The organism is Marichromatium sp. PS1, assembly GCF_041155115.1.
GTDB lineage: Bacteria > Pseudomonadota > Gammaproteobacteria > Chromatiales > Chromatiaceae > Marichromatium > Marichromatium gracile.
Genome location: NZ_BAAFHB010000004.1, coordinates 170,237 through 196,762, shown reverse-complemented (window position 1 = coordinate 196,762; position 26,526 = coordinate 170,237). Strand labels below are relative to the sequence as shown.

The window sequence follows — 26,526 nt, the reverse complement described above, 5'->3', positions numbered from 1 at the left end:
GCGCGTTGAGAGTACGCCCGGCGGCCACGACGGCGCCATGCTCACCAATCGACCACCAGGCGCGACGATTCGATCACACCATAGGGAATCTGCCAGACCTCGCCATCGACCTCGATCGAGACCTGCACATCGTCGCTGCCGACCAGCACGCCCTGCAGCCTGCGCCGCCCCTGGACCTTCTCGGCCAGGCGCATCTTCACCTGCTGGCCGACGAAGCGTGCATAGTGCTCGGGGAATACCAGCGGTCGCTCGACACCTGGGGAGGAGATCTCGAGGTCGTACTGACCGGGCAAGGGATCCTCGACATCGAGCACACCGCTGAGCTGATGGCTCACGCTGGTGCAGTCGTCGAGGGTGATCCCGTCGGGGTGGTCGATATAGACCCGCAGGGTCGCGTTCGTTCCGTGCTGGAAGAACTCGACCCCGACGAGCTCGTAACCCATGGGTTCGACGACGCGACGCGCAAGGCGCGTCAATGTGCTGTCTGCCGGCTGCATAATCCGCCCTTCAGAAACAAAAATTGGGCCAGTGGCCCAACCTCTTGCGGTGACCCAAGCACCCATCGCACGGGCTTGTCACCAATTCGCGAGCGATAAAAAAACCCCGTAGACGGGGTTTGATGGGTGGCCAGTGCAATGGTTACCAGATCCGCCACTTCCTTAAGCGCTGAAAGTTTATAGTAACTTATTGAGTTAAGCAAGGAGCGCATCCCGCCTCGACGCGCCCGCCACGGCGGTACAAGAAGGCGCCGCCGCCCCGGCGAGCGGGGCCTGCCGACGGCGCCTCGGGGGCGGTTAGCGCACCTCGCCCGCAGCCACCGGCGGCGCATAGCCGAAGGGCGGCATCAGCGGCGGCGCATGAGGCATCGGCGGGTGCGGCCAGACCACCGGACGCTGCGCCCAACGCTGTTGCATACGCTCCATGCGCTCCTGCGCCAGACGCTGCATGGCGGCATGATGCGCGGCCAGGCGCGCCTGATGCGCCGCAAACGGATCGTGCGGCACGACCGGGGCCTGGGCTGCGACCGGCGAGGGCGCCGGCTGCGCCGCAGCCTCGGCGGGCTCGGGCGCGGAGGCGCCAGCCGCATCCTCGACCACCTCGGCAGCGACCTCGGGCGCGGCGGCAACCGGCGCGACTGCGGGCTCGGCCTCGGACTCGGCCTCGGGTGCGGCCGGCACCACTGCCACTGGCTCGGCGGCGGCGACCTCGGGCGAGGACGGGCTCGGCACCGCCTCCGATTGCGTCGCGGGCATGGTCGAATCGGCCTGCTGTGGCGCGGGCACGGCGGCCTCATCGGCGGCGGCGAGTTCGCGTTTCTCCTGCTCCAGCGAATCCCAGTAGAGATAGCCGAAGGCGAGCACGCTCCCCCACAGGAAGAGCCTCGGGAACCAACGAATCACGGAACGGGACTTGGGCTTTTCTTCAGCGGCCATCTGAGTACTCCATGGTGAGATGGTCGGGACGAACCCCTGGCTCGCCCCGGGGCGCGACATGCGCCGCCGCCTCGGCGTGCGACGACGCCGGGAGGGCTCCGACAAAAACACGTCACCGTGCCGCGACCGCCGCAACGACGACCAGGCCCGGGGACCGAATCAGCCGTGGCCGGCCAGCTCGGTGAGGATCTCGATGATGCGCCCCGAGCAGACCTCGAGGTTGCGCTCGATCTCGGCCATGGTGATCTCGCCCTCGCCCTTCCCCGCGGCCCAGTTGACCACGAAGGCGAGGGTGGCGTAGCACAACCCCAGTTCGCGCGCGAGCGCCGCCTCGGGCATGCCGGTCATGCCGACCAGATCGCAACCGTCACGCTCGAGCCGCGTCACCTCGGCGGTGGTCTCGAGACGCGGTCCCTGGGTGGCGGCATAGGTACCGCCGTCGACCACCGCGTGACCGAGCCGCGCACAGGCACCCAGCAGCTCACCACGCAGCGACTGGCAATAGGGCTCGGTCATGTCGACGTGATCGACCCCCTGCTCGTCTCCGGTGAAGAAGGTGTGCTCGCGACCGTGGGTGTAGTCGATGATCTGATCCGGCACCCCCAGTACCGCCGGGCCATAGCGCTCGGTGATACCACCGACGGCGGCCAGGGCGACCACCCGCTCGGCGCCGCACTCTCGCAGCGCCCAGACATTGGCGCGGTAGCTGACGCGATGCGGCGGCAACCGATGCCCGGCGCCATGGCGCGGCAGGAACAGCACCTCGGTCTCGCCGAGCCGCCCCCGGGTCACCGGGGCCGAGGTTTCGCCATAAGGGGTCTCGACGCGCCGCGCCTCACGCGCTTGCAGCGCCGGCAGTTCGGAGAACCCGGAACCGCCGATGATAGCCAGAACAGTCATGCAGCCACCGCCACTTCTCAAAATGGCGGCAGTTTACCGAAGTGTGCGCGGGAATCCAAAGGGCGGAGATCGGCAGTCGGCACCGAGCGCACGCGCGCTTGCCACGGCGTGCGGGATCAGCGCCCCGCGGTGGCCTCCTGCAGGATACCGGCCTCGACCAGCTTGGGCAGCAACACCTGCTCTTCGCGATCGATCCGGGCCGAAACCATCTCCAGGATTTCATGAGTTTGCGCGAGAAAGGTCTCGCAGAACTCGAAGTCGCAGTCCTTCAGCCAGCGCTTGTGGTAGGCACTGAAGGCCTGACGCAGCGGCTTCTCGCCGCTGATGAAGCCCCAGGCGATCGACTTCGCCCGCGGGTCCTCATGGATCAGCAGCCCCGGGTAGAGGCTGCGATCCTCCTCGGCGAGATGCGCGCGCACCCGCTGACCGAAGTCGCACAGCAGCTGGTGGGCGGTCCGCGCGTTGGGGCGGATCCGCAACAGTTCGGGAGCGAGCAGTGCGCGCAGATCGTCGATCATCTGGCGCAGTTCCGCGTGCGAATCGCGGTAGGTGTCGAGCGTTTGCATGTCATCCTCGAGGTTGATCGGTCGGTGGGACGCAGCAAGCAAGGGCTGCCGCCACGCCACCCGCGAGGATGTATAACAGATCGCGGAAATAGTCAAAAAGCGCTTAATTATATTGTGTTTTTCGACCATTCCCGCGGTACGGGGCGAGCCGCGCTCAGATGTCCTCGTCGGCGACCGCGTAGATGCCCCGGGCATTGCGAAAATAGTTCTTGTAGTCGAGCCCATAGCCGTAGAGATAGCGATCGACCACCTCGACACCGACGATATCGGCCTCACACTGGTGCGGACGCTGCTTGGCCACCAGCACCGCGCTCTGCACGCTCGCCGCGCCGTCCTCGTGACAGGCCCGCACCACCTGATCGAGGGTGATGCCCTCGTCGAGGATGTCGTCGACCACCAGCACGTGCTCGTCACGGATCGCGTCCGAGGGACGATGGCGCCAGGCCAGCTCGCCACCGCTGGTCGCCCCCTGGTAGCGACTGGCGTGGATGTAGTTGACCCGCAGCGGGAAGTCGAGCCGGGGCAGCAACAGCCCGGCGGTGATCACCGCGCCGGTCATCACGCAGAGGATCACCGGATCCTTGTCGCCGAGACGCTCGGTGATGGTCTCCGCCATGCGATCGAGCGCCGTCTCCATCTCCTCGTGCGACACCAGGCACTCGGCGCGCGCGGCGACACCCTCATACTGACTACGATCAAGCTTCATCCTACATTGGTCTCCGAATCTGTCGGGTCATCGAGCCCGAGATCGAGACTGTGGTGGGTCTCGAGTCGGGCGGCGTGGTCGACCGCGCGCTGCCAGTCGGGGCACTCGCGCAGATGCAATCGGTCATGGCCGCCACGTCCGTGCATGCGCACCAGGCGCAGCGCCAGGGCGGGGTCCGTGGCATCGACGAAGCACTCCACGAGTGCGGCCGCGGCGGGGCGATTGTTGCAAATCAACAGCACGTCGCAACCTGCAGCGTGCGCGGCACGGGCGCGATCGAGATGATCGCCACCGGCGGCAGCGGCCCCCATGTTGAGATCGTCGCTGAAGATCACCCCCTCGAAACCGAGCCGCTGACGCAGGATCTCACCGAGCCAGCGCGGCGAGAAACCGGCCGGCTCGGGCGCCACCTGCGGATAGACGACGTGCGCCGGCATCAGCGCCTCGATGCCGTGCGCGATCAACCGCTCGAAGGGCACCAGATCCTCCATCGCCAGCTCGCCGAAGGGGCGCGGATCGCTCGGCAGGGCATGATGGGAGTCGACCGCCACCCCGCCGTGACCGGGGAAGTGCTTGCCGACGGCGGCCATGCCCGCGCGACGCATCCCCTCGGCCCAGGCCAGCGCCAGCTCGGCGACCTGCTCGGGCGCGGCACCGAAGGCGCGATCACCCACGACCGCACAGAGCCCACGATCGAGATCGAGCACCGGGGCGAAGCTGAAGTCGACGCCGACGGCGCGCAGCTCGGCGGCCATCAGCCAACCGAGTCGGTCACAGAGTTCACGGGCGCGGGCGGGATCGCGAGCATGGAGCGCGGCAAAGCACCCCATCGCCGGCAGCCGGGTGAAGCCGTCGCGAAAGCGCTGCACGCGCCCCCCCTCCTGATCGACGCCGATCAGCAGACGTGGCTCGCGCAGGGCATGGATCTCGGCAGTGAGTGCGGCGAGCTGCGCGGGGTCGGCATAGTTGCGGGCGAACAGGATCACGCCACCGACGGCCGGGTGGCGCAACAGCTCGCGGTCCTCGGCGGTGAGCCTGGTGCCCGCGATGTCGAGCATGATCGGGCCTAGCGACATGGGGCGGTCATCCTGCTGCGGCTGCGGTCGGGGTCCGGCGCTGACCGGACCGGTCTGAATGGCCGTCTTTTTAACACAGCGCCGGTGGGGGAGCTACCAGCGACCAGCGACCAGCGACCAGCGACCAGCGACCAGCGACCGGAAGATTGAACCGCCAAGTCGCGAAGGGCGCCAAGGGGTTTAATGATCAGACCTCACGACGCGCCCTCCACTGGAGGCTGATGGCTGGCCACTGGAGGCCAAGCCTTCTTCTTCCTTCGCGTTCTTCGCGGCTTTGCGGTCCAATCCGTTACATGCGGCTCAATCCGTCACGTGCGGTTCAATCCTTCACATGACATCCCGAGCGCGTGTCCGCACATCGAGCCGATCACGCAGCCAGTCACCGACCAGGTTGACGGCGAGGGTCACGGCGAACAGCGCCACGCCGGGGGCGATCACCAGATGCGGGGCGACCAGCAGATAGGAGACGCCATCGCGCAACATGCTGCCCCAGGAGGCATCGGGCGGCTGGATGCCGAGCCCGAGGAAGGAGAGCCCGGCCTCGGCGACGATCGCCGCGGCGATGCCGAAGGTGGCCTCGACCAGCAGCGGCGCGAGCGCCAGCGGCAACAGATGGCGCCAGAGGATGCGCCAGGTACCGCAGCCGAGGGCGCGCGCGGCGAGGACGTGCTCGCGCCCGGCCAGGGTCAGCGCCTGGGCACGCGCCAGCCGCGCATAGCCGACCCAGCCGACCACGGTCAGCGCGATCACCAGGTTGTCGAGCCCGGGGCCGAGCAGACCGGCCAAGGCAATCGCCAGCAGGATCCCCGGAAAGGCGAGGAACAGATCGATCAGCCTGACCACCAACCGGTCCACCCAGCCGCCGAGCAGCCCGGCGACGAGCCCGACCAGGGTGCCGAGACTCGCGGCGAAGGCCACCACCCCGACCCCGACCAGCAGCGAGACCCGCGCACCGACCAGCAATCGCTCGTGGACCGGGCGCCCCAGATCATCGGTCCCGAGCGGCGCCCCCGGCATCGGCCCGGCGAGCATCGCCCTGAGCTCGACCCGATTCGGCGCCTCGACCAGCCAGGGCGCGAACAGCGCCGCACCGCACCAGACCAGCAACACCACGACCGCCAGACGCACCCCATCCCCCTCCTCATCCCTCATCCCCGTCCGGGAACCCCGACGCCTATGGTAGGCTCTGACCACGGTACGGGCCGAGCGCCCGAGGCGCGTTGGATTTCGGCTCCATGCCCCGATCTAACCGGACAACGGCCCGGCATCGGGCATCGCGCACGCTGTATTTGGTCAACGAGGACGAAGGCTCGCATGAACCCAAGAAACTTCCACATCCTGCTCTGGATCGCGGTCACCCTGTGGCTGGTGATGATGCTCAACGGCATGACCTCGCCGGAAGGCATCGAGACCCGCAACCTGAGTTACAGCGAGTTCCTGAGCGAACTGAACGAGGGCGCGGTGCGCGAGGTGACCATCCAGGATCAGACCATCCAGGGCACGCGAACCGATGGCTCACGCTTCGAGACCTATGACCCCAACGACCCCGGCCTGATCGGCGACCTGCTCAATCAGGGTGTGGCCATCCGCGCCGAGCCGCCCGAGCAACCGAGCGTGCTGATGCAGGTGATTGCCGCCTGGCTGCCCTTCATGTTGCTGATCGGCATCTGGTTCTGGTTCATGCGACGCAACAGCGGTGGTGGCGTCGGTGGCGGCGGCGGGATCTTCAACTTCGGCAAGAGCCGCGCGCGCCAGCACGCCGAGGGCGAGGTCAAGGTGACGCTGCGCGATGTCGCCGGCGTCGAGGAGGCCAAGGAAGATGTCGGCGAGCTGGTCGACTTCCTCAAGAGCCCGCAGAAGTTCTCCAACCTCGGCGGCCGCATCCCCCGCGGCGTGCTCATGGTCGGCCCCCCCGGCACCGGCAAGACGCTGCTCGCACGGGCCATCGCCGGCGAGGCGCGGGTGCCCTTCTTCAGTATCTCCGGCTCGGACTTCGTCGAGATGTTCGTCGGTGTCGGCGCCTCGCGGGTACGTGACCTCTTCGAGCAGGCCAAGAAAAGCGCCCCCTGCATCATCTTCATCGACGAGATCGACGCCGTCGGACGCAAGCGTGGCGCCGGGCTCGGCGGCGGCCACGACGAGCGTGAGCAGACCCTCAACCAGCTGCTCGTCGAGATGGACGGCTTCGCCGGCACCGAGGGCGTCATCGTCATCGCCGCGACCAACCGCGCCGACGTCCTCGATCCGGCACTGCTGCGCCCGGGACGCTTCGACCGCCAGGTCGTGGTCGGCCTGCCCGATCTCTCCGGTCGCGCCGCCATCCTCGAGGTGCACCTGCGCAAGGTGCCGGTGGCCGACGACATCGACGCGCGCACCATCGCCCGCGGCACCCCCGGCTTCTCCGGCGCCGACCTCGCCAATCTGGTCAACGAGGCGGCGTTGTTCGCCGCGCGCCGCAACAAGGCGCGTGTTGACATGGAGGACATGGAGCAGGCCAAGGACAAGATCATGATGGGCGCCGAACGTCGCTCGATGGTGATGTCCGAGTCGGAGAAGAAGCTCACCGCCTACCACGAGGCCGGACATGCCATCGTCGGTCGGCTGGTACCCGAGCACGACCCCGTCCACAAGGTCAGCATCATCCCGCGTGGACGCGCCCTTGGCGTCACCCTGTTCCTGCCCGAGCGCGACCGCTACAGCATGAGCAAGCGCCAGCTCGAGAGCCAGATCTCGAGCCTGTTCGGCGGACGCATCGCCGAGGAGATGATCTTCGGCCCCGAGCACGTCACCACCGGCGCCTCCAACGACATCGAACGCGCCACCGACATCGCCCGCAACATGGTCACCCGCTTCGGCCTGTCGGATGCCATGGGACCGCTGGCCTACGCCGAGGACGAGAGCGAGGTCTTCCTCGGTCGCTCGGTCACCCAGCAGCGCAACGTCTCCCCGGAGACGGCGCAGGCGATCGACCAGGCGGTGCGTCAGATCATCGACCGCAACTACCAGCGCTCGCGCCAGCTCATCGATGACAACCTCGACAAGCTGCACGCGATGGCCGAGGCACTGCTGAAGTTCGAGACCATCGACAAGGCGCAGATCGACGACATCATGTCGGGACGCACCATGCGCGAACCCGACGACGATGTCGGCGGCACGCCGACGGCCGGGGGCGACGGCCCTGCCCCGGCCCCCAAGGGCAACACCCCGCCGTCGATCGTCGGCGGCCCGGTCGGCGAGATCTGATCCGACCCGGCACGCCCACCGGGCGTGTCGACCCGAGCCGGGCGCCGCGAGACGATCGCAGCGCCCGGTGACCGGGTGATAGCATCGCGCTCCTGCACCCAATCCTCTGCCGGAGCACGCATCCATCATGTCCCAACCCAAGCTCATCCTCGCCTCCACTTCGCCCTTCCGCCGCGCCCTGCTGGAGCGTCTCGGACTCGCCTTCGCCACCGCCGCCCCCGAGGTCGACGAACGCCCCCTCCCCGACGAGCCCGCCCAGGCCCTGGTGATGCGTCTGGCCGAGGCCAAGGCCCGCGCCGTCGCCGCCACTCACCCCGAGGCGCTGATCATCGGCTCGGATCAGGTCGCGAGCATCGACGGCCAGATCCTCGGCAAGCCCGGCGGCCACGAGGCGGCGATCGCACAGCTCAGCCTCTGCGCCGGGCGCGCCGTCACCTTCCAGACCGGTCTCTGTCTGCTCGATGCCGCCAGCGGCCGCGCCCAGACCCTGGTCGAACCCTTCCGGGTCCATATGCGCGCGCTCACCGAGGCGCAGATCGCCGGCTATGTCGCGCGCGAGCGTCCCTTCTCCAGCGCCGGCAGCTTCAAGTCAGAGGGGCTTGGCATCGCCCTGTTCGAGCGGCTCGAGGGCGAGGACCCCAACGCGCTGATCGGACTGCCGCTGATCCGGCTGGTGACCCTGCTGCAGGACCACGGCATCGATCCACTGACCCAGGGCACACAACCGCTCGACTGAACCGCCGAGCGCGCTCCTCTCCCGCGGGCCGAGGCGCACGCACCACCGACCTGTCCGGCACCTTCGAAATTAGGGGGTTTTGCCGATTGCACCTGATGCGACTCCCGGGCGAGACTTTAGGCTTGCACCATGCGCTCCAGGGTACTGGACGCCGTCTCTCCCCTCCCCGACGACGGGCCCGTCCGCGGGCCTTCGATGACCACAGGAGCCGCCGACCATGCGACCCGATGCCGCTCGCCGTTGCCGCCCGCGCTGGACGCTGGGCGCACTCATCCTCGCCCTGCTCGCGCTCTCCGGCTGCGCCACCACCGGGCAGCACGGTCACTATGGCTCGGAGACCTTTCCGGTCCCCGAGGAGATCGCCGACAACGTCGACTTCTGGCGTCATGTCTATGGGATCTGGCGACGCGACCAGGTGGTGTTCCACGACGACCGGCACCTGGGGGTAATCTACGAGGTCGCCACCCTGCCCGGCGCCAGCGCCGAGTCCTACACCCAGGCCCAGCGCGACTGGATCGCTGCGCGCAAGCGCCACCACGCCAGTCGGGTGCGCGCGCTCGAGGCGGCACTGCGCGAGCAGCGCTCGCTGGCACGCGCCGATCGCCAGCTGCTCGCGCAGTTCGAGGAGGCCGCTGGTCGCGAGGCGGTGTTCGGGGCCGATGAGCGGGTACGCTCGCAGCGCGGACTGCGCGAGCGCTTCAAACGCGGGGTCGAGATCAGCGGACGCTACGACCAGATCTTCCGCGAGATCATGCAGGCCCACGGCGTGCCCGAGGACCTGGCCTATCTGCCGCACGTCGAGTCCTCCTTTCAGACCCACGCCCGCTCGAGCGTCGGCGCCGGCGGGGTGTGGCAGTTCATGCCCGCCACCGGACGCTTGTTCATGACCGTCGACCGTCACGTCGACGAGCGCTTCGACCCCATCCTCGCCGCCGACGGCGCCGCACGCTATCTCGCCCAGGCCCAGCGCAAGCTCGGCAGTTGGCCGCTGGCGATCACCTCCTACAACCACGGCCAGGGCGGCATGGCCAAGGCCAAGGCCAGATATGGCGATGACATCGGTCGGATCGTCGAGGAGTACGACGGTCGCTACTTCGGCTTTGCCTCGCGTAACTTCTACGCCGAGTTCGTCGCCGCGCGCGAGGTCGCCATGCATGCCAGGCGCTATTTCCCCGAGGGCCTGGCCTACGAACAGCCCTGGCGTCACGACCGCCTGGTGCTGCGTCACAGCCTGCCGCTGACCCGCCTGGCCAGCCATTACACGGTCTCACCGAGCCAGCTTGCCTCACTCAACCTGCACTGGCGCAAGCGACTGGTCTCGGGCAGCCGCCCGATCCCGGCCGGCACCACCGTGTGGCTGCCTGCGGGCAGCCTGAAGCGCATCGCCAGCCACCCGCCGGCGATCCCGGTGGTGGTCTCGCGCACCCCGCCGACGCCACCCCGGGTGGCCAGCACGCAGCGCGCCGAGCCGAAACCCCAGACGCGCTATCACGTCGTGCAGCCGAACGAGACCCTCTACCGCGTAGCACTGGAAAACGGTCTCACCGTCTCCCAGCTCCGCGCACTCAACCAGCTCGCGCCGGACGACAACGAGATCCATCCCGGACAACGACTGCGCATCGGCGGGATCTAGCGGCGAGCCCAGGTCGCACGCGCGGCATCAGGGTTCACAGAAGGAGCGACACTCGGCCAGGGTCTCGAACGGGACCCGACCGTCGCAGCCACCATAGCGGAAGGGCTTGCAGCGATTGTCGCGATAGTCGTAGAAGAAGCGCGTCTGGGCCGCGCGACAGGGACCGGGATCGGGCTTGGCGAGACAGCCAACGGGGAGTTCCTTGTTGGTGTCGATACTCGGCTGACTGGCGCAACCGGCAAGCAGCGCTGCCATCAGCAGCAACGACAACGCAGATCGGCGGCGCCCCGTGGAATGGTGTGGGTGCATCGTTGAGACTCCTTCACGCACCGCTCGATTGCCTGCGATGCCGGAAGGATTGTAACCACAGAGACGACCCACTGCCGAACCCGGCACCCGCTCAGGGCTCGAGGTGGGCGAGCACCTGACGAAAGCGGTTGATGTGGGTACGCTCGGCCTGGGCCAGGGTCTCGAACCAGTCGGCGATCTCGTCAAAGCCCTCGTCACGCGCCAGCCGCGCCATCCGTGGATACATCTCGGTGGACTCGACCTGTTCCCCGGCGATGGAGGCGCGAAGGTTGTCGACGGTCGTCCCGATCGGTAATCCGGTGACCGGATCACCGACCGGCTCGAGATACTCCAGATGGCCGAGCGCATGACCGGTTTCGCCTTCCGCGGCCGAGCGAAACAGCATGGCGATCTCGCCATAGCCCTCGATATCGGCCTTGGCGGCAAAGTACAGATAGCGACGATTGGCCTGGGACTCGGCGATGAAGGCCTGGATCAGGCTCTGCTCGGTCTTGCTGCCCTTGAGTTGCATCTGATCTCCACGACGCTGTAGCGATTCTGCTGCGGTGCAACTCAGATTGGAGGATGGGCAATGGAAAGTTAAAATCGATTATTTCGATAAAAAAGATCGGCAAAAATGATAAATCACCCGATCCCGATGCTGAGCGCCAGCTCGCAGCTCTTCAGCCTCATGCTTGCGAGCCAGTGAGCACACTGCTAAGACTGCCATACTCGGACACACGAAGGATCGGCCAGCGTCCCGCGACATCCAGCGACACACCACCAGCCGGCGAGCCACACTGCCCCACCTGCTCCCGACCCGCTGGCGCGCCGCCCCCAGCCACCTCCTATCTTGGCCCCTCGCCGTACCGGACACCCGCTCATGCAGCCATCGCCCCAGGTCCCCGCACAGCCGCTTCGGCTCCTGCACCTCTCAGACCCTCACCTCTATGATCAGGCAGAGGGCAGACTGCTCGGCATGCGCACCCGCCACAGCTTCGAGGCGGTGCTCGAGCGCGCGCTGGCCAGCGCCCCGGCCGACGCCCTGCTGATCACCGGCGACCTGGCGCACGACGAGGCCGCCGGCGGCTATCGACTGTTGCGAGACCGGCTCGAGCAGACCCGATTGCCCTGTTACTGCGTCGCCGGCAACCACGATCACTGGCCACTGGCGCACGAGATCCTCGGCCATTTCGCACCACCCTCGGGCAGCATCGTCGCGCTCGGCAACTGGCGTCTGGCGCTGCTCGACTCGAGCCTGCCCGGTGAGGTCCGCGGACACGTCGAACCGGCCCAGCTCAGCGCGCTCGGCGCCTGGCTGGAGACCAACCAAGCGCCGACCCTGGTCTGCCTTCATCATCACCCGGTCGCCGTCGGCAGCGCCTGGATCGACAGCCTCGGGGTCGACAACGGCGAGGCCCTGGTCACACTCTGCGCCGACCACCCCCAGGTGCGCGCGATCCTCTTCGGGCACGTCCATCAGGCCTTTGCCCAGCACATCGGACGGCTCGAACTGCTCGCCGCCCCGGCCACCAGCGTCCAGTTCCTCAAGCAGAGTCGCGGATTTGCCCTCGACACACGACCGCCGGGCTACCGCGAGCTCCTGCTGCATGGCAACGGTCACATCGAGACCCGCGTGGTCAGGCTCAACGATTACCCCGAACACCCCGATCTCGAGGCCAGCGGCTACTGACCTCAGCCGATCACGAAGCCGTGATAGCCGCCTTCCTCGAGCGGCTCGCAAACGACCGTCTCGACACGTGCCGCAGGCGGCCCCTGGTGCAGCCAGTCACGCAACCGCTCCACCGCGCCCGCCTCACCACAGCACACCACTTCGACCCGACCATCGGGCAGATTGCGCGCATAGCCGCTCACCCCCAGGCGATCGGCCTGCTCGCGGGTCGCACCACGAAACCACACCCCCTGCACCCGCCCCGCAACCAGACAGCGACAACACCGCCGCGCCCCGCCAGACACCCGCATCCCGTTCATCTCGCTCCCCCGTTCAGCCAATACGACGACATGCCGTGCGGGTTGCGAACACAGCCGCACGGGACCATTCTCCACCAAGTGCAGCGCGCCGGGCGGCGCGCCCGTATCGCCGACAACGACAAGGAGTGCGAACAGATGTCCTTCATCCTGGTGTTGTACTACAGCCGTCACGGGGCCACCGCGGAGATGGCGCGACAGATCGCGCGCGGGGTCGAGCAGGCCGGCCTGGAGGCGCGACTGCGAACCGTTCCGGCGGTCTCCAGCGACTGCGAGGCGAGCGCACCACCGATCCCCGACTCGGGACCGCCCTATGTCACCCATGACGACCTGCGCGGGTGTGCCGGACTCGCGCTCGGCTCACCCACGCGTTTCGGCAACATGGCCGCGGCACTCAAGTATTTTCTCGACGGCACCAGCGGGCTGTGGCTCTCGGGGGCGCTCGCCGGCAAGCCCGCCGGGGTCTTCACCTCCACCTCCAGCCTGCATGGCGGCCAGGAGAGCACCCTGCTGAGCATGATGCTGCCACTGCTGCACCACGGCATGCTGCTGCTCGGGCTCCCCTACAGCGCCGAGGACCTGCTCCACACCCGCAGCGGCGGAACCCCCTACGGTCCCTCGCATCTCGCCGGCCCGGACAGCGACCTGGCGGTGAGCGAGGAAGAGCAGCGGCTCTGTCAGGCACTCGGACAGCGGCTGGCGCAGACCGCGCGCAGCCTCGAGCCGAGCGGCAACCAGGGACCGATCTCGTCTTGACCCAGCCGAGTCCGCAACTGCACCTGCCGGTCGCGCTGACACGCGAGCCGACACTGACCGAATACCTGCCCGGCCCCAACGCCGAGGCGGTGGCCGCCATCGCCGCGCTGAGCGGCACGACGGGCGAGCCTCTGGTGTTTCTTCACGGCGCCAGCGGCACCGGCAAGACGCACCTGCTCCAGGCGGCCTGTCTCGAAGCGAGCGCGCATCGCCTCCAGGCGCACTACTCCCGCTCAAGACCCCGGGGCTGACGCCGTCGCTGCTCGACGACCTCGAGCAACTCGACCTGATCGCCATCGACGACATCGATGCCGTCACCAGGGATGGCGACTGGGAGCAGGCACTGTTCGATCTCTACAACCGTCTGCGCGAGCGTGGCCGGCAACTGCTCGGCGCCGCGCGCCAGCCACCGGAGCGGCTGACACTCGACCGCGCCGATCTGCGCTCACGTCTGCAATGGGGACCCTGCTATCGGCTGCTCGCACTGACCGATCGCGACTGCGAGCAACTGCTCAGCACCTCGGCCGCGCAGCGCGGTCTGCGGCTCGGGCCGGCGCTGGTGCGCTACATCATGCACTATCACGCCCGCGACCCCGAGTCACTGCTCGCGCTGATCGAACGAATCGACGCGGCCAGCCTGCGCGAACAGCGCCAGCCGACCATCCCGATGGTGCGACGGGTCCTGCACGATGCGCCCTGAGCCCGGGTCAGTCGTGATGCGCGCCACGCACCGCAGCCTTGCGCCCCCACACCCAGACATACTGGGCGCCACTGACCAGCACCGTGGCCAGACAGCCCCAGACCAACGACTGGATCAACAGCTCGGGCAGCGGGAAGGGACCGGCATCCATGATCACCAGCACCACCAGCAGGATCTGCAGCAGGGTATTGAGCTTGCTCGCCGGCAAGGGCGCCGCCTCTACGGTCTCGACGCGATAGTTGTAGAGCACCGCGCCGACCACGATCAGCAGATCGCGGAACACCACCGCGACCACCAGCCACACCGGAATGGCGCCGAGCGATCCCAGCACCAGGAAGCAGCACACCAGCAGCGCCTTGTCGGCGAGCGGGTCGAGGATGCCGCCGAGCCGGGTCTGCCAGCCGTAATGCTTGGCCAGGAAACCGTCGAGCCCGTCGGAGATCCCGGCGAAGGCGAACAGCGCCAGCGCCCAGCCGAACTCGCCGATGAGCAGCAGATAGACGACCGGCGCCACCGCCACCAGCCGCATCACACTGATGATATTGGGAAGATCTCTGAGCTTCACCTGTCTGTCCTGACCCTGATCGCAACCAACTGAAACACCGAAAGGTCGCGCCAGACCACTGATTTTGAAGGGCTTTCACGAACAGCCCAACGCGCCCCATGCCACGCTCCGGGACACCGCGGAGGACACCGCCCCGCCCGGGCGGCTCGCATCCTACCCGAGCCCCGGAGACTCTCCAAGTTATACCGGGCGCTGACGGTATACAATCGCGCCCTGGCACACTCAACGGAGCCCCAGCGTGACGCAGGATCCCACTCAAAACCCCTCCCCTTCGCTCAATTACCGTGACGCCGGTGTCGACATCGACGCCGGGGCCGAACTCGTCGAGCGCATCAAGCCGCTCGCCGCGCGCACCAGCCGTCCCGGCGTGGTCACCGGTCTCGGCGGTTTCGGCGCACTCTTCGAGCTGCCGCTCGGTCAGTACCGCGAGCCGGTCCTGGTCTCGGGTACCGACGGTGTCGGCACCAAGCTGCGCCTGGCCATCGAGCTCGATCGTCATGACGGCATCGGCATCGACCTGGTGGCGATGTGCGCCAACGACATCCTGGTCAGCGGAGCCGAGCCGCTGTTCTTCCTCGACTACTACGCCACCGCCAAGCTCGACGTCGAGGTTGCCAGCACCGTGGTCGGCGGCATCGCCCGCGGCTGCGAGCTGGCCGGCTGCGCCCTCACCGGCGGCGAGACGGCGGAGATGCCCGGCATGTACGGCGCCGGCGACTACGATCTCGCCGGCTTCTGCGTCGGCATCGCCGAGAAATCCGAGCTGATCCTCCCCGAGCGGGTGCGTCCCGGCGACGTGCTCATCGGCCTCGCCTCCTCCGGGCCGCACTCCAACGGCTACTCGCTGATCCGCAAGGTCATCGAGGTCAGCGGCGTCGATCTCCAGGCGCCGTTCGACGAGGCCACGCTCGCCGAGCGACTGATGGCGCCGACGCGCATCTACATCCCCGCGATCCTGCCGCTGATCCGTACCCTGCGGGTGCACGCGCTCTCGCACATCACCGGCGGCGGTCTCACCGAGAACCTGCCGCGGGTGCTGCCCGAGGACACCCGCGCGGTGATCGATCTCGACGCCTGGCAGCGTCCGGCGGTGTTCGACTGGCTGCAGCAGGCCGGCGGGATCAGTGAGCAGGAGATGCTGCGCACCTTCAACTGCGGCATCGGCATGATCGTCTGCGTCGCCGCCGAGGACCACGACGAGACCATGGCGCTGCTCGCCAACGCCGGCGAACAGGCCTGGACCATCGGTCGCATCGAGCAGGCCGAAGGCGCGCCGGAGGTGCACTACGAGGGCACGCGGACCGATGGGTGAGGCGCAGCAAGCACTCCCGGTGGTGGTGCTGATCTCCGGTGGCGGGAGCAATCTGCAGGCGCTGATCGACGGCCAGGCGCGCGGTGAGCTGCCGATCCGCATCGTCGCGGTGATCAGCAACCGCGCCGACGCCGGCGGACTCGAACGCGCCCGGCGCCATGGCATCGCCACCGCAGTGCTCGATCATCGCGACTATGCCGAGCGCGCCGACTACGATGCCGCGCTCACCGGGTTGATCGCGGATTACGATCCCGGACTGGTGGTGCTCGCCGGCTTCATGCGCATCCTCACCCCGGCGTTCGTCGCCGCACACCGCGGGCGGCTGCTCAACATCCACCCCTCACTGCTGCCGAAGTATCGTGGGCTGCACACCCACCAGCGCGCGCTCGACGCCGGTGAGCGCGAGCACGGCGCCAGCGTCCACTTCGTCACCGCCGAACTCGACGGCGGCCCGGTGGTGCTGCAGGCGCGCGTCGCCGTCGAGGCGGACGACGATGCCGAGCGCCTCGCGGCACGGGTGCTGAAGCAGGAGCACATCATCTATCCGACGGTGGTGCGCTGGTTCGCGCAGGGACGGCTCAGGCTCGATGATCAGGACCAGGCCCGGCTCGACGACGTGCCGCTGTCCGGGCCGCGCATCATCGACGCCGCCGGCTGAACCTCTCGCCCCGGCGCTCCCGACCAGGGGCGCCGGGACGTCCCCCTCAGGCGCGCTTGCCGTCGACCAGGGCGCGCTGGAAGCAATCGAGCTTGGCGAGGATCTGGCGCTTCATCCCGATCAGCTCCATGCACTGCAGCCGCGCCGCCTCCCACTGACCATTGACACGCAACCGCAGGATCTCGGTGGAGACCTCGTGCATGCGCGCATGGATACGCTCGATCTCGGCATACTCGGGCAGCTCGCCATAGCGGTCACGGCCGACGCCGGCCAGCCAGACGCCGAAACGTCGACGACACTGCTCGGCCTGATCCTCGAGCGGCAGCGCCGAGACATCGGCATCGAGCGCACCGATCACCTGACGGACCCACTTGACGTGATCGTACTGCGCCAGCAACAGCGGCAGGTCGAAGCGCTCGCCCTGTCCGCCGCGCCCCAGCAGCCAGCGCGGATCCGGCTCGAACCCCTTGAGCCAGTCGAGCATCGAGTCGGCCGGCATCGGTCGGGCGATGGCGTACCCTTGGGCATGATCGCAGCCGATGCGCATCAGCATCACGCCGTGTTCCGGGGTCTCGACGCCCTCGGCGATAACCTCCTTGCCGAACACGCTGGCCAGCCCGATCACGCCCTCGATGATCGCCAGATCCTCCTGGTCGTCGAGCATGTCGCGCACGAATGAGCGGTCGACCTTGAGGGTCTCGGCCGGGAGCTGCTTGAGATAGTTGAGCGAGGAATAACCGGTCCCGAAATCATCGAGCGCGAAACGCACCCCCATCGCCTGACAGGCGGCGATCACCGCGCGCATCGCCTCGACGTCCTCGAGCGCGACGCTCTCGAGGATCTCGAGCTCGAGCCGTTCGGGCGCCACCCCGGGGTATTCGGCCAGGATCGCCTGCAACCGCGCCACGAAGTCGATGTGCTGGAAATGGCGGGTGGCGATGTTGACACTGACGTTGAGCTCGTGACCCTTCTGCGACCACTCGGCGAGTTGCGCCAGCGCCTCGTGCAGCACCCACTCGCCGATGTCGACGATCAGCGAACTCTGCTCGACCAGCGGCAGGAACTCGGCCGGGGCGAGGATGCCGCGTTCCGGGTGCTGCCAGCGGATCAGCGCCTCGACCCCGATCACCTTGCCGGTGCGCATGTTGACCTTGGGCTGATAGAACAGGCGCAGCTCGCCGTGCTGCAAGGCGCGGCGCATCCGCTCGAGTTCCTGATGATGATGCTGGACGTTGGCCGCCGCCTCCATGTCGAAGAGCTGGTAGCGGTTGCGACCGAGCTGCTTGGCCTGGTACATGGCCTGGTCGGCATGGCGCAGCAGGGTGTCGGGATCGGCGTCGTCGAAGGGATAGAGGGTGACCCCGATGCTCGCCGAGACGTCGAGCGGGATACCGTCGATCTCGAAGGGCGCATCGATGGTCTTGAGGGTGCGCTCGAGCACCAGATCCAGCTCATCGGTGTTGCGCAGCTCGGTGATCAGGAGCACGAACTCGTCCCCCCCGAGTCGGGCGACGGTATCGCCACCGCGCACCGTGCGCACCAGTCGCTTGGCGATCTCGACGAGGAAGCGATCCCCGGCGTCGTGCCCGTGATGATCGTTGACCAGCTTGAAGTCGTCGAGATCGAGGAAACAGATGGCCACCAGCCGGTCGCGCCGCTTGGCGTTGGCCAGCGCCTGATGCAACCGATCGCTGAGCAGCACCCGGTTGGGCAGGCTGGTGAGGGCGTCGTAGTTGGCCAGGCTCTCGAGCCGGCGCTGGGCATCCTTGAGATCGGTGATGTCGGAGAACATGCCGACATAGTGGGTCAGGGTGCCCTCGGCGTCCTTCACCGCGTTGACCCGCAGCATCTCGGGATAGACCTCGCCCGATCGGCGTCGATTCCAGATCTCGCCGCTCCACTGACCGAACTCACGCAGCCGATGCCACATCTCCTGATAGAACTGGTCGTCCTGCAGCCCCGACTTGAGCAGCGCCGGGGTGCGGCCGAGCACCTCCTCGCGGGGATAACCGGTCACGCGGGTGAAGGCGGCGTTGACGTCGAGGATGCGCGAGCTGGTATCGGTGATGACGATCCCTTCCTGCGAGTTCTCGAACACGCTGGCATTGAGCTGCAACGCCGTCTGCGCACGCTGGCGCTCGGTGAGGTCGCGCAGCGTCTCGACCACCGCGACCAGCCGCCCCTCGGCGTCGCGAATGGGACCGGCATCGAGTCCGAGATAGCGCTCGGTGTGCAGCAACGGCATGTCGCACCAGCCCTCGACATGGGCCGCACCGGACGCGTCGAGCCCCTCGCCGACGGCCAGGTCGTAGCGATCCCTGAGCTCATCGAGTCGCCCCTGTATCAACAGGTCGGCGAGACAGGGCTTGGGGGCACGGTAGAAGGCGCGCCAGTGCTCGGCAGTGCCGATCACCTCGGCGGCGCGCATCCCGGTGAGCCGCTCGCAGGCCGCATTCCAGATCACCACCCGGCAATCGGCATCGAGCACGAAGGCCGGCACCACCAGCTGGTTGACCAGCGCGATGGCGAAGTCCTGGTCCAGTGCGATGGCTTCTCGAGGGTCGCGGCGAGGGTTCACGCCTCAGACTCCCACGACAGGATGGGCCCGATAGCGGGCGAGTCGGCGGCAATGATGCATCGGGCGATCAAGGGCGTTGCTGGTCCCGCTCGTAACAGGACGGAGGTTGGGCAATCGACATGCCAGCCATTATAGGATCAACGCCCTCTTCCGACATCAGCGCGCCTTAGTCGTCGGCCTCGGACGAGCGCCGCTCGGCGCTCGCCACCCCCCCCATCATGCGGTGGAACATCTCCCAGGAGGCGAGCGTACTGTTCATGTAGGGCTGGAACAGCTTGAGCGGCTCGTAGCCCTCGGCGCCCTCGCTGATGCGCGCGCCGATCTCGTCGAGCAGCTGGCGCTGGAAGGCCTCCACATCGGGCAGGCCGAACAGCTTGCGCATCTCCTCCGGGGTCATCTCGACATCGACCTTGATCTTCATCTCGGCGGACCTCCTCGCGGCGGTGGCTTGGATCGCGACGCCGTACGTCGCGATCGGCGTCAGTGACGGCTTGCACGCGGCACCGAGGGTGCCGCCGGCGCCGGTTCATCGATCACCACACCCGGCCGGGTACGGCGCCCGAACAAGACACAGGCGCGTTCGAAGGCGCGGCGGGCCTCGCGGGCGTTCCACTCCCACTCAGAGGGGTGGGCGGTGGCCGGGAGCTGCCAGTGACCGGTGATCAGCACCGGATCGATACGGATCTCGAGCGTCCAGTCATGCCAAACGGTATCGGGCTGCTCGTCCTCGACGAACTCCTGCTCGACCAGACGACAATAGTTGCCGACGCGGTCATCGGTGGCGATCAGCTCGGAGACCACCAGGGCATTGTCGATACAACTCTGCCAGCCGGTATGGACGGCGCTGGCCGAGCCCATCAGGGCATGGAAGAGCATGGCGGGCGAGAGGGTGAGCGACAAGGGGGTATCCAGATCGGGATCCCCGACGGTATCTTCTAAGGGCATGCGTTTCTCGGAGCAACGGGCCACCATGCCAGCGACGGCGACCCCACAGGGTGTTCGGAGCGCACTGCGGACTCCGGGGCCCGATGGTCGTGCGAGGCACGCCGAGTGGCAGCGGAGCGCCGGATCGAGATCGACGCGCAAGCGGTGGCAAGGCTGATGCCGACAGCGCGTCACGACCCGACCAGTGGCGGAGATGTCTAGTCTAAGTCGCCGCGCGCGCGGGCGGCAAATCGCGTGCATGCCCGATCATTCCCAAGACCACACTGGAGACCCCGATGTCCGTGCTTCTCGAACTGACCATCTTCCCGCTCGATCAGGGAGGCAGCGGGGTCAGCCGCTTCGTCGCCCCCGTGGTCGCGATGGTCCGCGACAGCGGCTACCCCCACCAACTCGGCCCCATGGGGACCGTGGTCGAGACCGAGACCCTGCCCGAGGCGCTGGCGCTGATCGAGCGCGCCCAGGCGATCCTCGACGCGATGGGCTGCGAGCGCGTCTATGCGGTGGCCAAGTTCGATATGCGCAAGCGCGCCGAGGGCCGGCTCGCGGGCAAGATCGCCTCGGTCGAGCATCGGCTCGGCGCCCCTGAGTGAGCGGCTTGGCACTGGCCGAGCGCGGCGCTTACCGGTATGGTTGGCGCACCGCACGACAGCCGCACTCGACAGCCCGATGAAGGTCGCGATCTTTTCCGACGTCCAGGCCAACCTCCCGGCCATGGAGGTCGCCGTCGCCCGCATCCTCGACTGGTCGCCGGACCTGGTGATCATGGATGGCGACCTGGTCAATCGCGGCCCCAGCAGCCTCGAATGCCTGCAACTGTTCGAGCGTCTGCGCCGTGAGCACGGCTGGCTGCCGGTGCGCGGCAACCACGAGACCTGGATGCTGCGCTGCCAGCGCGAGCCCCCGCGCGACGCGCTCGACGCGCGCATGCGCGCGTTCGCCGACTGGACGCTGCACCAGATCGCCCCGGCGCTGGAGACGCTCAACCAGTGGCCGGACCATCTGTGCTTCCATGCCGGCAGCGAGACGAGCTGGGTGCACGTCACCCACGGCACCATGCGCGGCAACCGCCACGGCGTCACCGCCGCGCTCCCCGACGAGACGCTACGCGACGGCGCCCTGCCCGAGGGCGTGGCGCTGTTCGTCACCGCCCACACCCACCGCCCGCTCACCCGGGTGCTCGACGGGTTGCCGATCCTCAACGTCGGCTCGGTCGGCTCGCCCTTCGACGGCGACCCGCGCGGCAGCTACGCCCTGCTCGAATTCCATCAGGGGCGCTGGCAGTGGGAGATCGTGCGCTTCGACTACGATCGCGAGCGCGCCCGCCGGACCTTTCTCGACTCCGGCTTCATCGAACAGGGCGGACCGCTCGCGCACATCCTCTACGAGGAGTGGCACCGCGCCCAGCTGCTGATGCCGCAATGGCGCGAGCGTTTCGAGACCGAGGTGCTCTCCGGGACACTCGCGCTCGAGACCGCCGTGGACAGTTTCCTCGCCGAGCTCGACACACCACCGGATTGAATCCCGGGTGCCCGGTGCCAGCCGGGACCCACCCCACGACCAGCGCCGGGCGAATCCGCCCGGCGACCAGGACCTATCGATGAGTGATACCGACAGCCTCCACCGTTTTCTCTTCGAACAGACCGACATCCGCGGCAATCTGGTGCATCTCGACGCCAGCTGGCGCGCGGTACTCGATGCCCACGACTACCCCGAGCCGGTACGCGGCCTGCTCGGCGAGGCGCTGGCGGCGGTCTCGCTGCTCGCCGCCACCCTCAAGTTCGACGGCGCGCTGATCCTCCAGGCCCAGGGCGACGGCCCGCTGCGCACCCTGGTCGCCCAGGCCACCAGCGCACGCACGGTGCGCGGGCTGGCGCGCTGGGATGGCGAGCTCGACCCCGAGGCCCCGCTCGCCGAGCTGTTCGGCACCGCCCGCCTGGTGCTCACCATCGAACCGCGCACCGGCGAGCCCTATCAAGGCATCGTCGCGCTCCAGGGCGAGCGCCTGGCCGATGCCATGGAGCACTTCTTCAGCGGCTCCGAGCAGCTGCCGACCCGACTCTGGCTCGATGCCGACGGCGAGCGCGCCGCAGGCATGCTGCTGCAGCGCCTGCCCGGCGCAGACCGCGCTGCCGAGGACTGGTCGCGGGTGGGCATGCTCGCCAACACCCTGACCCGCGGGGAGCTGCTCGCGCTGCCCGCCGAGCAACTCCTCTACCGGCTGTTCAACGAGGAGCCGGTGCGACTCTTCGAGCCCGACCCGATCGCTTTTCGCTGCGGCTGCTCGCGCGCGCGCATCGAGCAGACCGTCAAGCTGCTCGGCGCCGAGGAGGTCGAGTCGATCCTCGCCGAGCGCGACGGGCTCGAGGTGACCTGCGAGTTCTGCAACCGCACCTATCGCTTCGATCCGGTCGACGCCCGCCAGCTGCTCGCCGAGGACAGCCACCACAGCTCGCCGCCGACCCAGCACTGAGCCGGGACCTGCCATGCTGACCAGTCTCCAGCCGCTGCTCGGACTCGTCGTCATCCTCGCGCTGGCCTGGTCGGTCAGCGAGTCGCGTCGCGCAGTCCGTCCGCGCCTGGTGCTCGTGGGGCTGGGCCTGCAGCTGCTGCTCGCCCTGGCGCTCCTCAAGCTCGCCCCGGTCCAGCAGGGCTTTCTCGCCCTCAACGATCTGGTGCTCGCGCTCGAGCGCGCCACCGAGGCCGGCACCGCGCTGGTGTTCGGCTATCTCGGCGGTGGCGCCGCACCCTTCGCCACCCAGTACCCGGAGAACGGCTTCGTCCTCGCCTTCCGCGCCCTGCCGCTGATCCTGGTGATCAGCGCGCTCTCGGCGCTGCTCTTCCACTGGCGGGTGCTGCCGTTGCTGGTACGCGGCTTCGCCTGGGTACTCGAGCGCACCCTCGGCAGCGGCGGCGCGCTGGGGCTCGGCGCGGCGGCCAACGTCTTCGTCGGCATGACCGAGGCGCCGCTGCTGATCCGCCCCTATCTGCGCGAGATGTCGCGATCGGCGCTGTTCGCGCTGATGACCTGCGGCATGGCCACCATCGCCGGCACGGTGATGGTGCTCTACGCGAGCTTCCTCGCCACGGCGATCCCCGAGGCCATGGGTCACATCCTCACCGCCTCGCTGATCAGCGCCCCGGCGGCGCTGGTGATCGCCGGGGTGATGATCCCGGAGACGGCGCGCGAGACCGCCGAGACCCGTGCCCCGTTGCTCAGCGAGGCGCACGGGGCGATGGACGCCATCACCCGCGGCACCCTGCAGGCGATCCCGCTGTGGCTCAATATCATCGCCATGCTGGTGGTGATGGTCGCCCTGGTGAGCCTAGTCAACCAGGCCCTCGGGCTGTTGCCAGAGATCGCCGGCGCGCCGCTGAGCGCCCAGCGCGTGCTCGGCTGGCTGATGGCCCCGGCGGCCTGGCTGATCGGCATCCCCTGGTCCGAGGCCCCCGCCGCCGGCGCCCTGCTCGGGGTCAAGACGGTCCTCAACGAGCTGGTGGCCTATCTCGATCTGGCGGCGCTGCCGCCCGAGACGCTCAGCCCACGCAGCCGGCTGATCATGACCTATGCGCTGTGCGGCTTCGCCAACCTCGGCAGCCTCGGCATCATGATCGGCGCGCTCGGCACCCTGGCCCCGGAACGACGCGCCGAGATCGTCGCCCTCGGCCCGCGCACCATCGTCTCCGGCACCCTGGCCACGCTGATGACCGGGGCGGTGGTGGCATTGGTGATCTGAGCCGCCAGCCGCCAGCCGCCAGCCGCCAGCCGCCAGCCGCCAGCCGGGGGATTGAACCGCGAAGCCGCAAAGGGAAGAAGAGCCTCCAGCGATCAGCCTCCAGCCGCCAGTGGCTGGCTACCCACAAACACTGGCGCCAAGAACGTGCGCCACGGATGCGGGCAAGCCGTGCTGTCGTCGAGGGCACACACCCACTGGCGGCTGGAGGCTGGTCGCTTGCAACTCAAGCCCCTTTGCGCCCTTCGCGGCTTTGCGGTTCAATCCCGCTGGCCGCTGGCCGCTGGCCGCTGGTCGCTGGTCGCTGGTCGCTGGTCGCTCACTCCCCATCGAGCCGCAGCGGCGCGGGGCGGGCGAAGTAATAGCCCTGGGCGCGGTCGACGCCGATCTCGCGCAGCAGCGCGAGCGTCTCGGCGTCCTCGACGAACTCGGCCACCACCCGCTTGCCCATGGCGTGCGCCATGTCGGTGATGGCGGCGACGAAGATCCGGTCCTCGCGGCTGCTCTTCAGTTCACGCACGAAGGCGCCGTCGATCTTGACCTCGTCGACCGGGAGCTGGCGCAGATAGGCGTAGGACGCATAGCCGGTGCCGAAGTCGTCGAGCGCGAAGCGACAACCGAGTGCCTGGATACGGTGCATCAGCCGGGTCGCGCTCGACAGGCACTCGATCGCCGCCGTCTCGGTGACCTCGAAGATCAACCGTCCGGGGTCGAGTTCGAGCGTCGCGAGTCGTCGCTCGAGCAGATCCAGCAACCCGGTATCGACCATCGCATTGGCCGACAGGTTGACCGCCAGGCGCAAGCCCGGATGCGCGACCAGCAAGCACAGCGCATGCTCGACCACCCAGTGGTCGATCAGCTGGATCTGTCCATTGTGCTCGGCGACCGGGATGAAGCGATCGGGATAGATCAGCGAGCCGTCGTGATCACGCATCCGCAGCAGCCCCTCGACGTGACAGGTCTCGCCGCTGGCGACCTCGACCACCGGCTGGACATGGAGCTCGAAGCGATCCTCGCGCAGCGCGCCGGCGATACGCTCGCGCCACAGGATCCGGGCATCGAGCTGCTCGCGCTCGGCATCCTCGAGCGAGAACAGATGACAGCGTCCGGGTCCCTGCCGCTTGGCCCGGTACATGGCGAGATCGGCGCTCGCGAGCAGCTCTTCGGTGGACTCGCCCTGAGCGGGAAAGAGCACGATACCGATGCTCGCCGAGACCCGGTGCAACCGGCCGCGCGACTCGATACAGACCTGTGCGATCGCCTGCTGCAGACGCTCGGCGCACCGGCGCGCCTGCTCGGGTTCGGACTCGGGCAACACCAAGGCGAACTCGTCGCCACCGAGACGCGCCAGCAGGTCACCGCGCTCGGCCAGCCCGCGCAGCCGATCGGCCACCCCCTGCAGCAACTGATCGCCGACCTGGTGACCACTGAGGTCGTTGACCTCCTTGAAGTCGTCGAGGTCGAGAAACAGCAGCGCGCCGCCGTGTCCGAAGCGACAGGCCTGGTCGACCACCTGGGCGAACGACTCGCTGAAGCGACGACGGTTGGCGAGCTGGGTCAGCGGGTCGTGCTCGGCGAGCCAGATCAGCTGCGCCTCGGCCTGATCACGGGCGCGCTGCAACCGCTCCATCCGTTCGCTGAGTTGCCACACGGTCTCGAACATCAGGCTGATCTCATCACGCTGCAACCAGCCCCGAGGCGGACGCGCGAGCCGTTCGCGCAACGCCGCATAACGCTGCTCGGCGAGCAGAGGCAAGGCCAGCGCCAACGCCCGCAGCCGACGCAGCGGAGGCTTCATGATCAGCAGCAACAAGCCCTCGGAGAGCAGCAGCCCGAGCAGCCCGAGCAACAGGCCATCGCGGGTGCTCGCGCGGATGCCGGCGCGTTGCTCGGTGACCTCGTTGATCACATAGGCATCGACCCCGGGGGCCAGCGCCGCCACCCGATAGAGCACGAACTCGCGGCCCTCGTGGCGCAGCTCCAGGGTCTCGTCGGGGGCAAGTGCGAACAGTGCGGGGCCCGCCGCCCGGAGCAGTGGACGCGAGTACTCGGGGTGCGTGAGCACCGGGAAGGCGGCCTCGCCGGCGGCACTGGCGACGGCGACCTCCGCCCCGGTGAGGGCATTGAAGTCGAGCAGTACATCGGCGAGCGAGCGTCCCAGCACCAGGCTGCCGGCATACCGACCCTGCCACAGCAGCGGCGTGGCGAGATAGTGCGCACACCCGTCGCGGCCGCGACAGACGAGCTTGCACAGCGAGCGCTCCGGGTCATCCGCCAGTGCATGGAGCAGCACCGGTGGCGGTGGCTCGACGCCCTCCGGCCAGCTCACCGACAGACGCCCCTCGGCATCGATCCAGTACGCCGAGCCGATGCCCCACTCGATCTCCAGCAACACCCCGTTGCTGGCGAGCGCGGCGGCGAGCTGGGCCGCGCGCCCCGCGCCGCTGACATCGACGCCGAACCCCGGCACCAGGGTGGCGAGCTTGGAGAGCTCGTGCTCGCGCGTCTTGAGGATCGCATGGAGCTGGCGCACCTGCTGCTCGCGCAACTGCGACTGGTGCAGGGCGAACTGCGCCTGGGCCCGCGCATTGGCGAGCAGCACCAGCGAGAGGTTGACCACCAGCAGCAACAGGCTGAGCGCGACCAGCGCCTTCCAGCGCAGGCTGAGGATCGGCGGCGAGGTGGGCGTAACGGGGGCGGTGTTCATGGAC

28 protein-coding genes and 1 pseudogene are annotated in these 26,526 nt (G+C 68.3%); 14 read left to right on the top strand and 15 right to left on the bottom strand.

Going from position 1 to position 26,526, the window contains the following annotated elements; all coding sequences use genetic code 11:
• Positions 1 to 41: 41 nt before the first annotated feature.
• The 7 genes from rimP to ACAM26_RS10095 form a co-directional block, all read right to left on the bottom strand.
• Positions 42 to 497 (bottom strand): ribosome maturation factor RimP, encoded by a 456-nt coding sequence (gene rimP, locus ACAM26_RS10125; protein WP_123140219.1) that lies wholly within the window; start codon positions 495 to 497, stop codon positions 42 to 44.
• A 297-nt stretch (positions 498 to 794) separates the two neighbouring features.
• Positions 795 to 1,433, bottom strand: a complete 639-nt coding sequence (locus ACAM26_RS10120; RefSeq protein WP_369613547.1) for a hypothetical protein — start codon at positions 1,431 to 1,433, stop codon at positions 795 to 797.
• A 159-nt stretch (positions 1,434 to 1,592) separates the two neighbouring features.
• Positions 1,593 to 2,333 (bottom strand): S-methyl-5'-thioinosine phosphorylase, encoded by a 741-nt coding sequence (locus tag ACAM26_RS10115; RefSeq protein WP_369613546.1) that lies wholly within the window; start codon positions 2,331 to 2,333, stop codon positions 1,593 to 1,595.
• A 116-nt stretch (positions 2,334 to 2,449) separates the two neighbouring features.
• Entirely contained in the window at positions 2,450 to 2,899 is a 450-nt protein-coding gene (locus tag ACAM26_RS10110) for a hemerythrin domain-containing protein (RefSeq protein ID WP_062276038.1), read from the bottom strand.
• Between the two features lie 154 nt (positions 2,900 to 3,053).
• Positions 3,054 to 3,605, bottom strand: a complete 552-nt coding sequence (locus tag ACAM26_RS10105; protein ID WP_123140215.1) for a hypoxanthine-guanine phosphoribosyltransferase — start codon at positions 3,603 to 3,605, stop codon at positions 3,054 to 3,056.
• The gene (gene nagZ, locus ACAM26_RS10100; RefSeq protein WP_369613545.1) at positions 3,602 to 4,681 is read right to left on the bottom strand and encodes a beta-N-acetylhexosaminidase; all 1,080 of its coding nucleotides are present in this window, start codon (positions 4,679 to 4,681) and stop codon (positions 3,602 to 3,604) included. Before nagZ ends, ACAM26_RS10105 begins: the two co-directional genes overlap by 4 nt.
• 327 nt (positions 4,682 to 5,008) lie before the next feature.
• Entirely contained in the window at positions 5,009 to 5,809 is an 801-nt protein-coding gene (locus ACAM26_RS10095) for an ABC transporter permease (RefSeq protein ID WP_132229575.1), read from the bottom strand.
• Between the two features lie 186 nt (positions 5,810 to 5,995).
• On the opposite strand from ACAM26_RS10095, the gene ftsH reads away from it, so the two are divergent.
• The 3 genes from ftsH to ACAM26_RS10080 all read left to right on the top strand — a co-directional run bounded on the left by ftsH (position 5,996) and on the right by ACAM26_RS10080 (position 10,293).
• The gene (gene ftsH / locus ACAM26_RS10090) at positions 5,996 to 7,924 is read left to right on the top strand and encodes an ATP-dependent zinc metalloprotease FtsH (protein WP_369613544.1); all 1,929 of its coding nucleotides are present in this window, start codon (positions 5,996 to 5,998) and stop codon (positions 7,922 to 7,924) included.
• 127 nt (positions 7,925 to 8,051) lie between these two features.
• Entirely contained in the window at positions 8,052 to 8,660 is a 609-nt protein-coding gene (locus ACAM26_RS10085; RefSeq protein ID WP_123141831.1) for a nucleoside triphosphate pyrophosphatase, read from the top strand.
• A 217-nt stretch (positions 8,661 to 8,877) separates the two neighbouring features.
• Positions 8,878 to 10,293: a transglycosylase SLT domain-containing protein gene (locus tag ACAM26_RS10080; RefSeq protein ID WP_369613543.1), complete on the top strand. Its 1,416-nt coding sequence runs from the start codon at positions 8,878 to 8,880 to the stop codon at positions 10,291 to 10,293.
• A gap of 27 nt (positions 10,294 to 10,320) precedes the next feature.
• On the opposite strand, the gene ACAM26_RS10075 is transcribed toward ACAM26_RS10080, so the two are convergent.
• Together ACAM26_RS10075 and ACAM26_RS10070 are read right to left on the bottom strand one after the other, a co-directional pair.
• Positions 10,321 to 10,602, bottom strand: coding sequence for a BPTI/Kunitz domain-containing protein (locus ACAM26_RS10075; RefSeq protein WP_123140209.1), 282 nt, complete (start codon positions 10,600 to 10,602; stop codon positions 10,321 to 10,323).
• Positions 10,603 to 10,693: 91 nt separating this feature from the next.
• Entirely contained in the window at positions 10,694 to 11,113 is a 420-nt protein-coding gene (locus ACAM26_RS10070) for a rubrerythrin family protein (RefSeq protein WP_123140208.1), read from the bottom strand.
• A gap of 351 nt (positions 11,114 to 11,464) precedes the next feature.
• On the opposite strand from ACAM26_RS10070, the gene ACAM26_RS10065 reads away from it, so the two are divergent.
• A complete protein-coding gene (locus ACAM26_RS10065) occupies positions 11,465 to 12,274 on the top strand; it encodes a metallophosphoesterase (protein WP_369613542.1) in 810 nt (269 codons plus the stop codon).
• A gap of 2 nt (positions 12,275 to 12,276) precedes the next feature.
• On the opposite strand, the gene ACAM26_RS10060 is transcribed toward ACAM26_RS10065, so the two are convergent.
• Positions 12,277 to 12,573 (bottom strand): acylphosphatase, encoded by a 297-nt coding sequence (locus ACAM26_RS10060; protein ID WP_123140206.1) that lies wholly within the window; start codon positions 12,571 to 12,573, stop codon positions 12,277 to 12,279.
• Between the two features lie 135 nt (positions 12,574 to 12,708).
• Between ACAM26_RS10060 and wrbA the strand changes: the two genes are divergently transcribed.
• From wrbA to ACAM26_RS10040, 4 genes and pseudogenes are all read left to right on the top strand, one after another.
• Complete coding sequence (gene wrbA, locus ACAM26_RS10055) at positions 12,709 to 13,326, top strand: NAD(P)H:quinone oxidoreductase (protein WP_123140298.1); 618 nt, start codon at positions 12,709 to 12,711, stop codon at positions 13,324 to 13,326.
• Positions 13,323 to 13,577: a DnaA/Hda family protein gene (locus tag ACAM26_RS10050; protein WP_369613541.1), complete on the top strand. Its 255-nt coding sequence runs from the start codon at positions 13,323 to 13,325 to the stop codon at positions 13,575 to 13,577. Before wrbA ends, ACAM26_RS10050 begins: the two co-directional genes overlap by 4 nt.
• Positions 13,514 to 13,897 (top strand): annotated as a pseudogene (locus ACAM26_RS10045) (DnaA/Hda family protein); the annotation flags it as partial. The gene ACAM26_RS10050 and the pseudogene ACAM26_RS10045, both read left to right, overlap by 64 nt.
• Positions 13,898 to 14,026 carry a hypothetical protein gene (locus tag ACAM26_RS10040; protein ID WP_369613540.1) on the top strand — a complete coding sequence of 43 codons (129 nt, stop codon included), beginning with the start codon at positions 13,898 to 13,900 and terminating at the stop codon, positions 14,024 to 14,026.
• Between the two features lie 7 nt (positions 14,027 to 14,033).
• Here the strand turns inward: ACAM26_RS10040 and ACAM26_RS10035 are convergent, their stop codons facing one another.
• Entirely contained in the window at positions 14,034 to 14,591 is a 558-nt protein-coding gene (locus ACAM26_RS10035; protein WP_123140204.1) for a CDP-alcohol phosphatidyltransferase family protein, read from the bottom strand.
• Between the two features lie 238 nt (positions 14,592 to 14,829).
• On the opposite strand from ACAM26_RS10035, the gene purM reads away from it, so the two are divergent.
• Together purM and purN are read left to right on the top strand one after the other, a co-directional pair.
• Positions 14,830 to 15,903 (top strand): phosphoribosylformylglycinamidine cyclo-ligase, encoded by a 1,074-nt coding sequence (purM, locus tag ACAM26_RS10030; RefSeq protein ID WP_123140203.1) that lies wholly within the window; start codon positions 14,830 to 14,832, stop codon positions 15,901 to 15,903.
• A complete protein-coding gene (gene purN / locus ACAM26_RS10025) occupies positions 15,896 to 16,561 on the top strand; it encodes a phosphoribosylglycinamide formyltransferase (RefSeq protein ID WP_123140202.1) in 666 nt (221 codons plus the stop codon). The genes purM and purN overlap by 8 nt, the downstream gene beginning before the upstream one ends.
• Positions 16,562 to 16,607: 46 nt before the next feature.
• Here purN and ACAM26_RS10020 read toward each other — a convergent pair whose 3' ends face one another.
• The 3 genes from ACAM26_RS10020 to ACAM26_RS10010 form a co-directional block, all read right to left on the bottom strand.
• Positions 16,608 to 19,139, bottom strand: coding sequence for an EAL domain-containing protein (locus ACAM26_RS10020; protein ID WP_123141836.1), 2,532 nt, complete (start codon positions 19,137 to 19,139; stop codon positions 16,608 to 16,610).
• Positions 19,140 to 19,305: 166 nt separating this feature from the next.
• Entirely contained in the window at positions 19,306 to 19,560 is a 255-nt protein-coding gene (locus ACAM26_RS10015; RefSeq protein ID WP_123140200.1) for a DUF6489 family protein, read from the bottom strand.
• Between the two features lie 59 nt (positions 19,561 to 19,619).
• Positions 19,620 to 20,084 (bottom strand): hypothetical protein, encoded by a 465-nt coding sequence (locus tag ACAM26_RS10010; protein ID WP_123140199.1) that lies wholly within the window; start codon positions 20,082 to 20,084, stop codon positions 19,620 to 19,622.
• A 275-nt stretch (positions 20,085 to 20,359) separates the two neighbouring features.
• Between ACAM26_RS10010 and ACAM26_RS10005 the strand changes: the two genes are divergently transcribed.
• The 4 genes from ACAM26_RS10005 (at position 20,360) to ACAM26_RS09990 (ending at position 23,818) form a co-directional block, all read left to right on the top strand.
• Complete coding sequence (locus tag ACAM26_RS10005; protein ID WP_123140198.1) at positions 20,360 to 20,674, top strand: MTH1187 family thiamine-binding protein; 315 nt, start codon at positions 20,360 to 20,362, stop codon at positions 20,672 to 20,674.
• 76 nt (positions 20,675 to 20,750) lie between these two features.
• Positions 20,751 to 21,602, top strand: a complete 852-nt coding sequence (locus tag ACAM26_RS10000) for a metallophosphoesterase (protein WP_369613539.1) — start codon at positions 20,751 to 20,753, stop codon at positions 21,600 to 21,602.
• Positions 21,603 to 21,681: 79 nt separating this feature from the next.
• Positions 21,682 to 22,554 carry an Hsp33 family molecular chaperone HslO gene (gene hslO, locus ACAM26_RS09995; protein ID WP_369613538.1) on the top strand — a complete coding sequence of 291 codons (873 nt, stop codon included), beginning with the start codon at positions 21,682 to 21,684 and terminating at the stop codon, positions 22,552 to 22,554.
• Between the two features lie 13 nt (positions 22,555 to 22,567).
• Positions 22,568 to 23,818, top strand: coding sequence for a NupC/NupG family nucleoside CNT transporter (locus ACAM26_RS09990; RefSeq protein WP_123140195.1), 1,251 nt, complete (start codon positions 22,568 to 22,570; stop codon positions 23,816 to 23,818).
• Between the two features lie 316 nt (positions 23,819 to 24,134).
• Here the strand turns inward: ACAM26_RS09990 and ACAM26_RS09985 are convergent, their stop codons facing one another.
• Entirely contained in the window at positions 24,135 to 26,522 is a 2,388-nt protein-coding gene (locus ACAM26_RS09985) for a bifunctional diguanylate cyclase/phosphodiesterase (protein ID WP_123140194.1), read from the bottom strand.
• Positions 26,523 to 26,526: the final 4 nt, after the last annotated feature.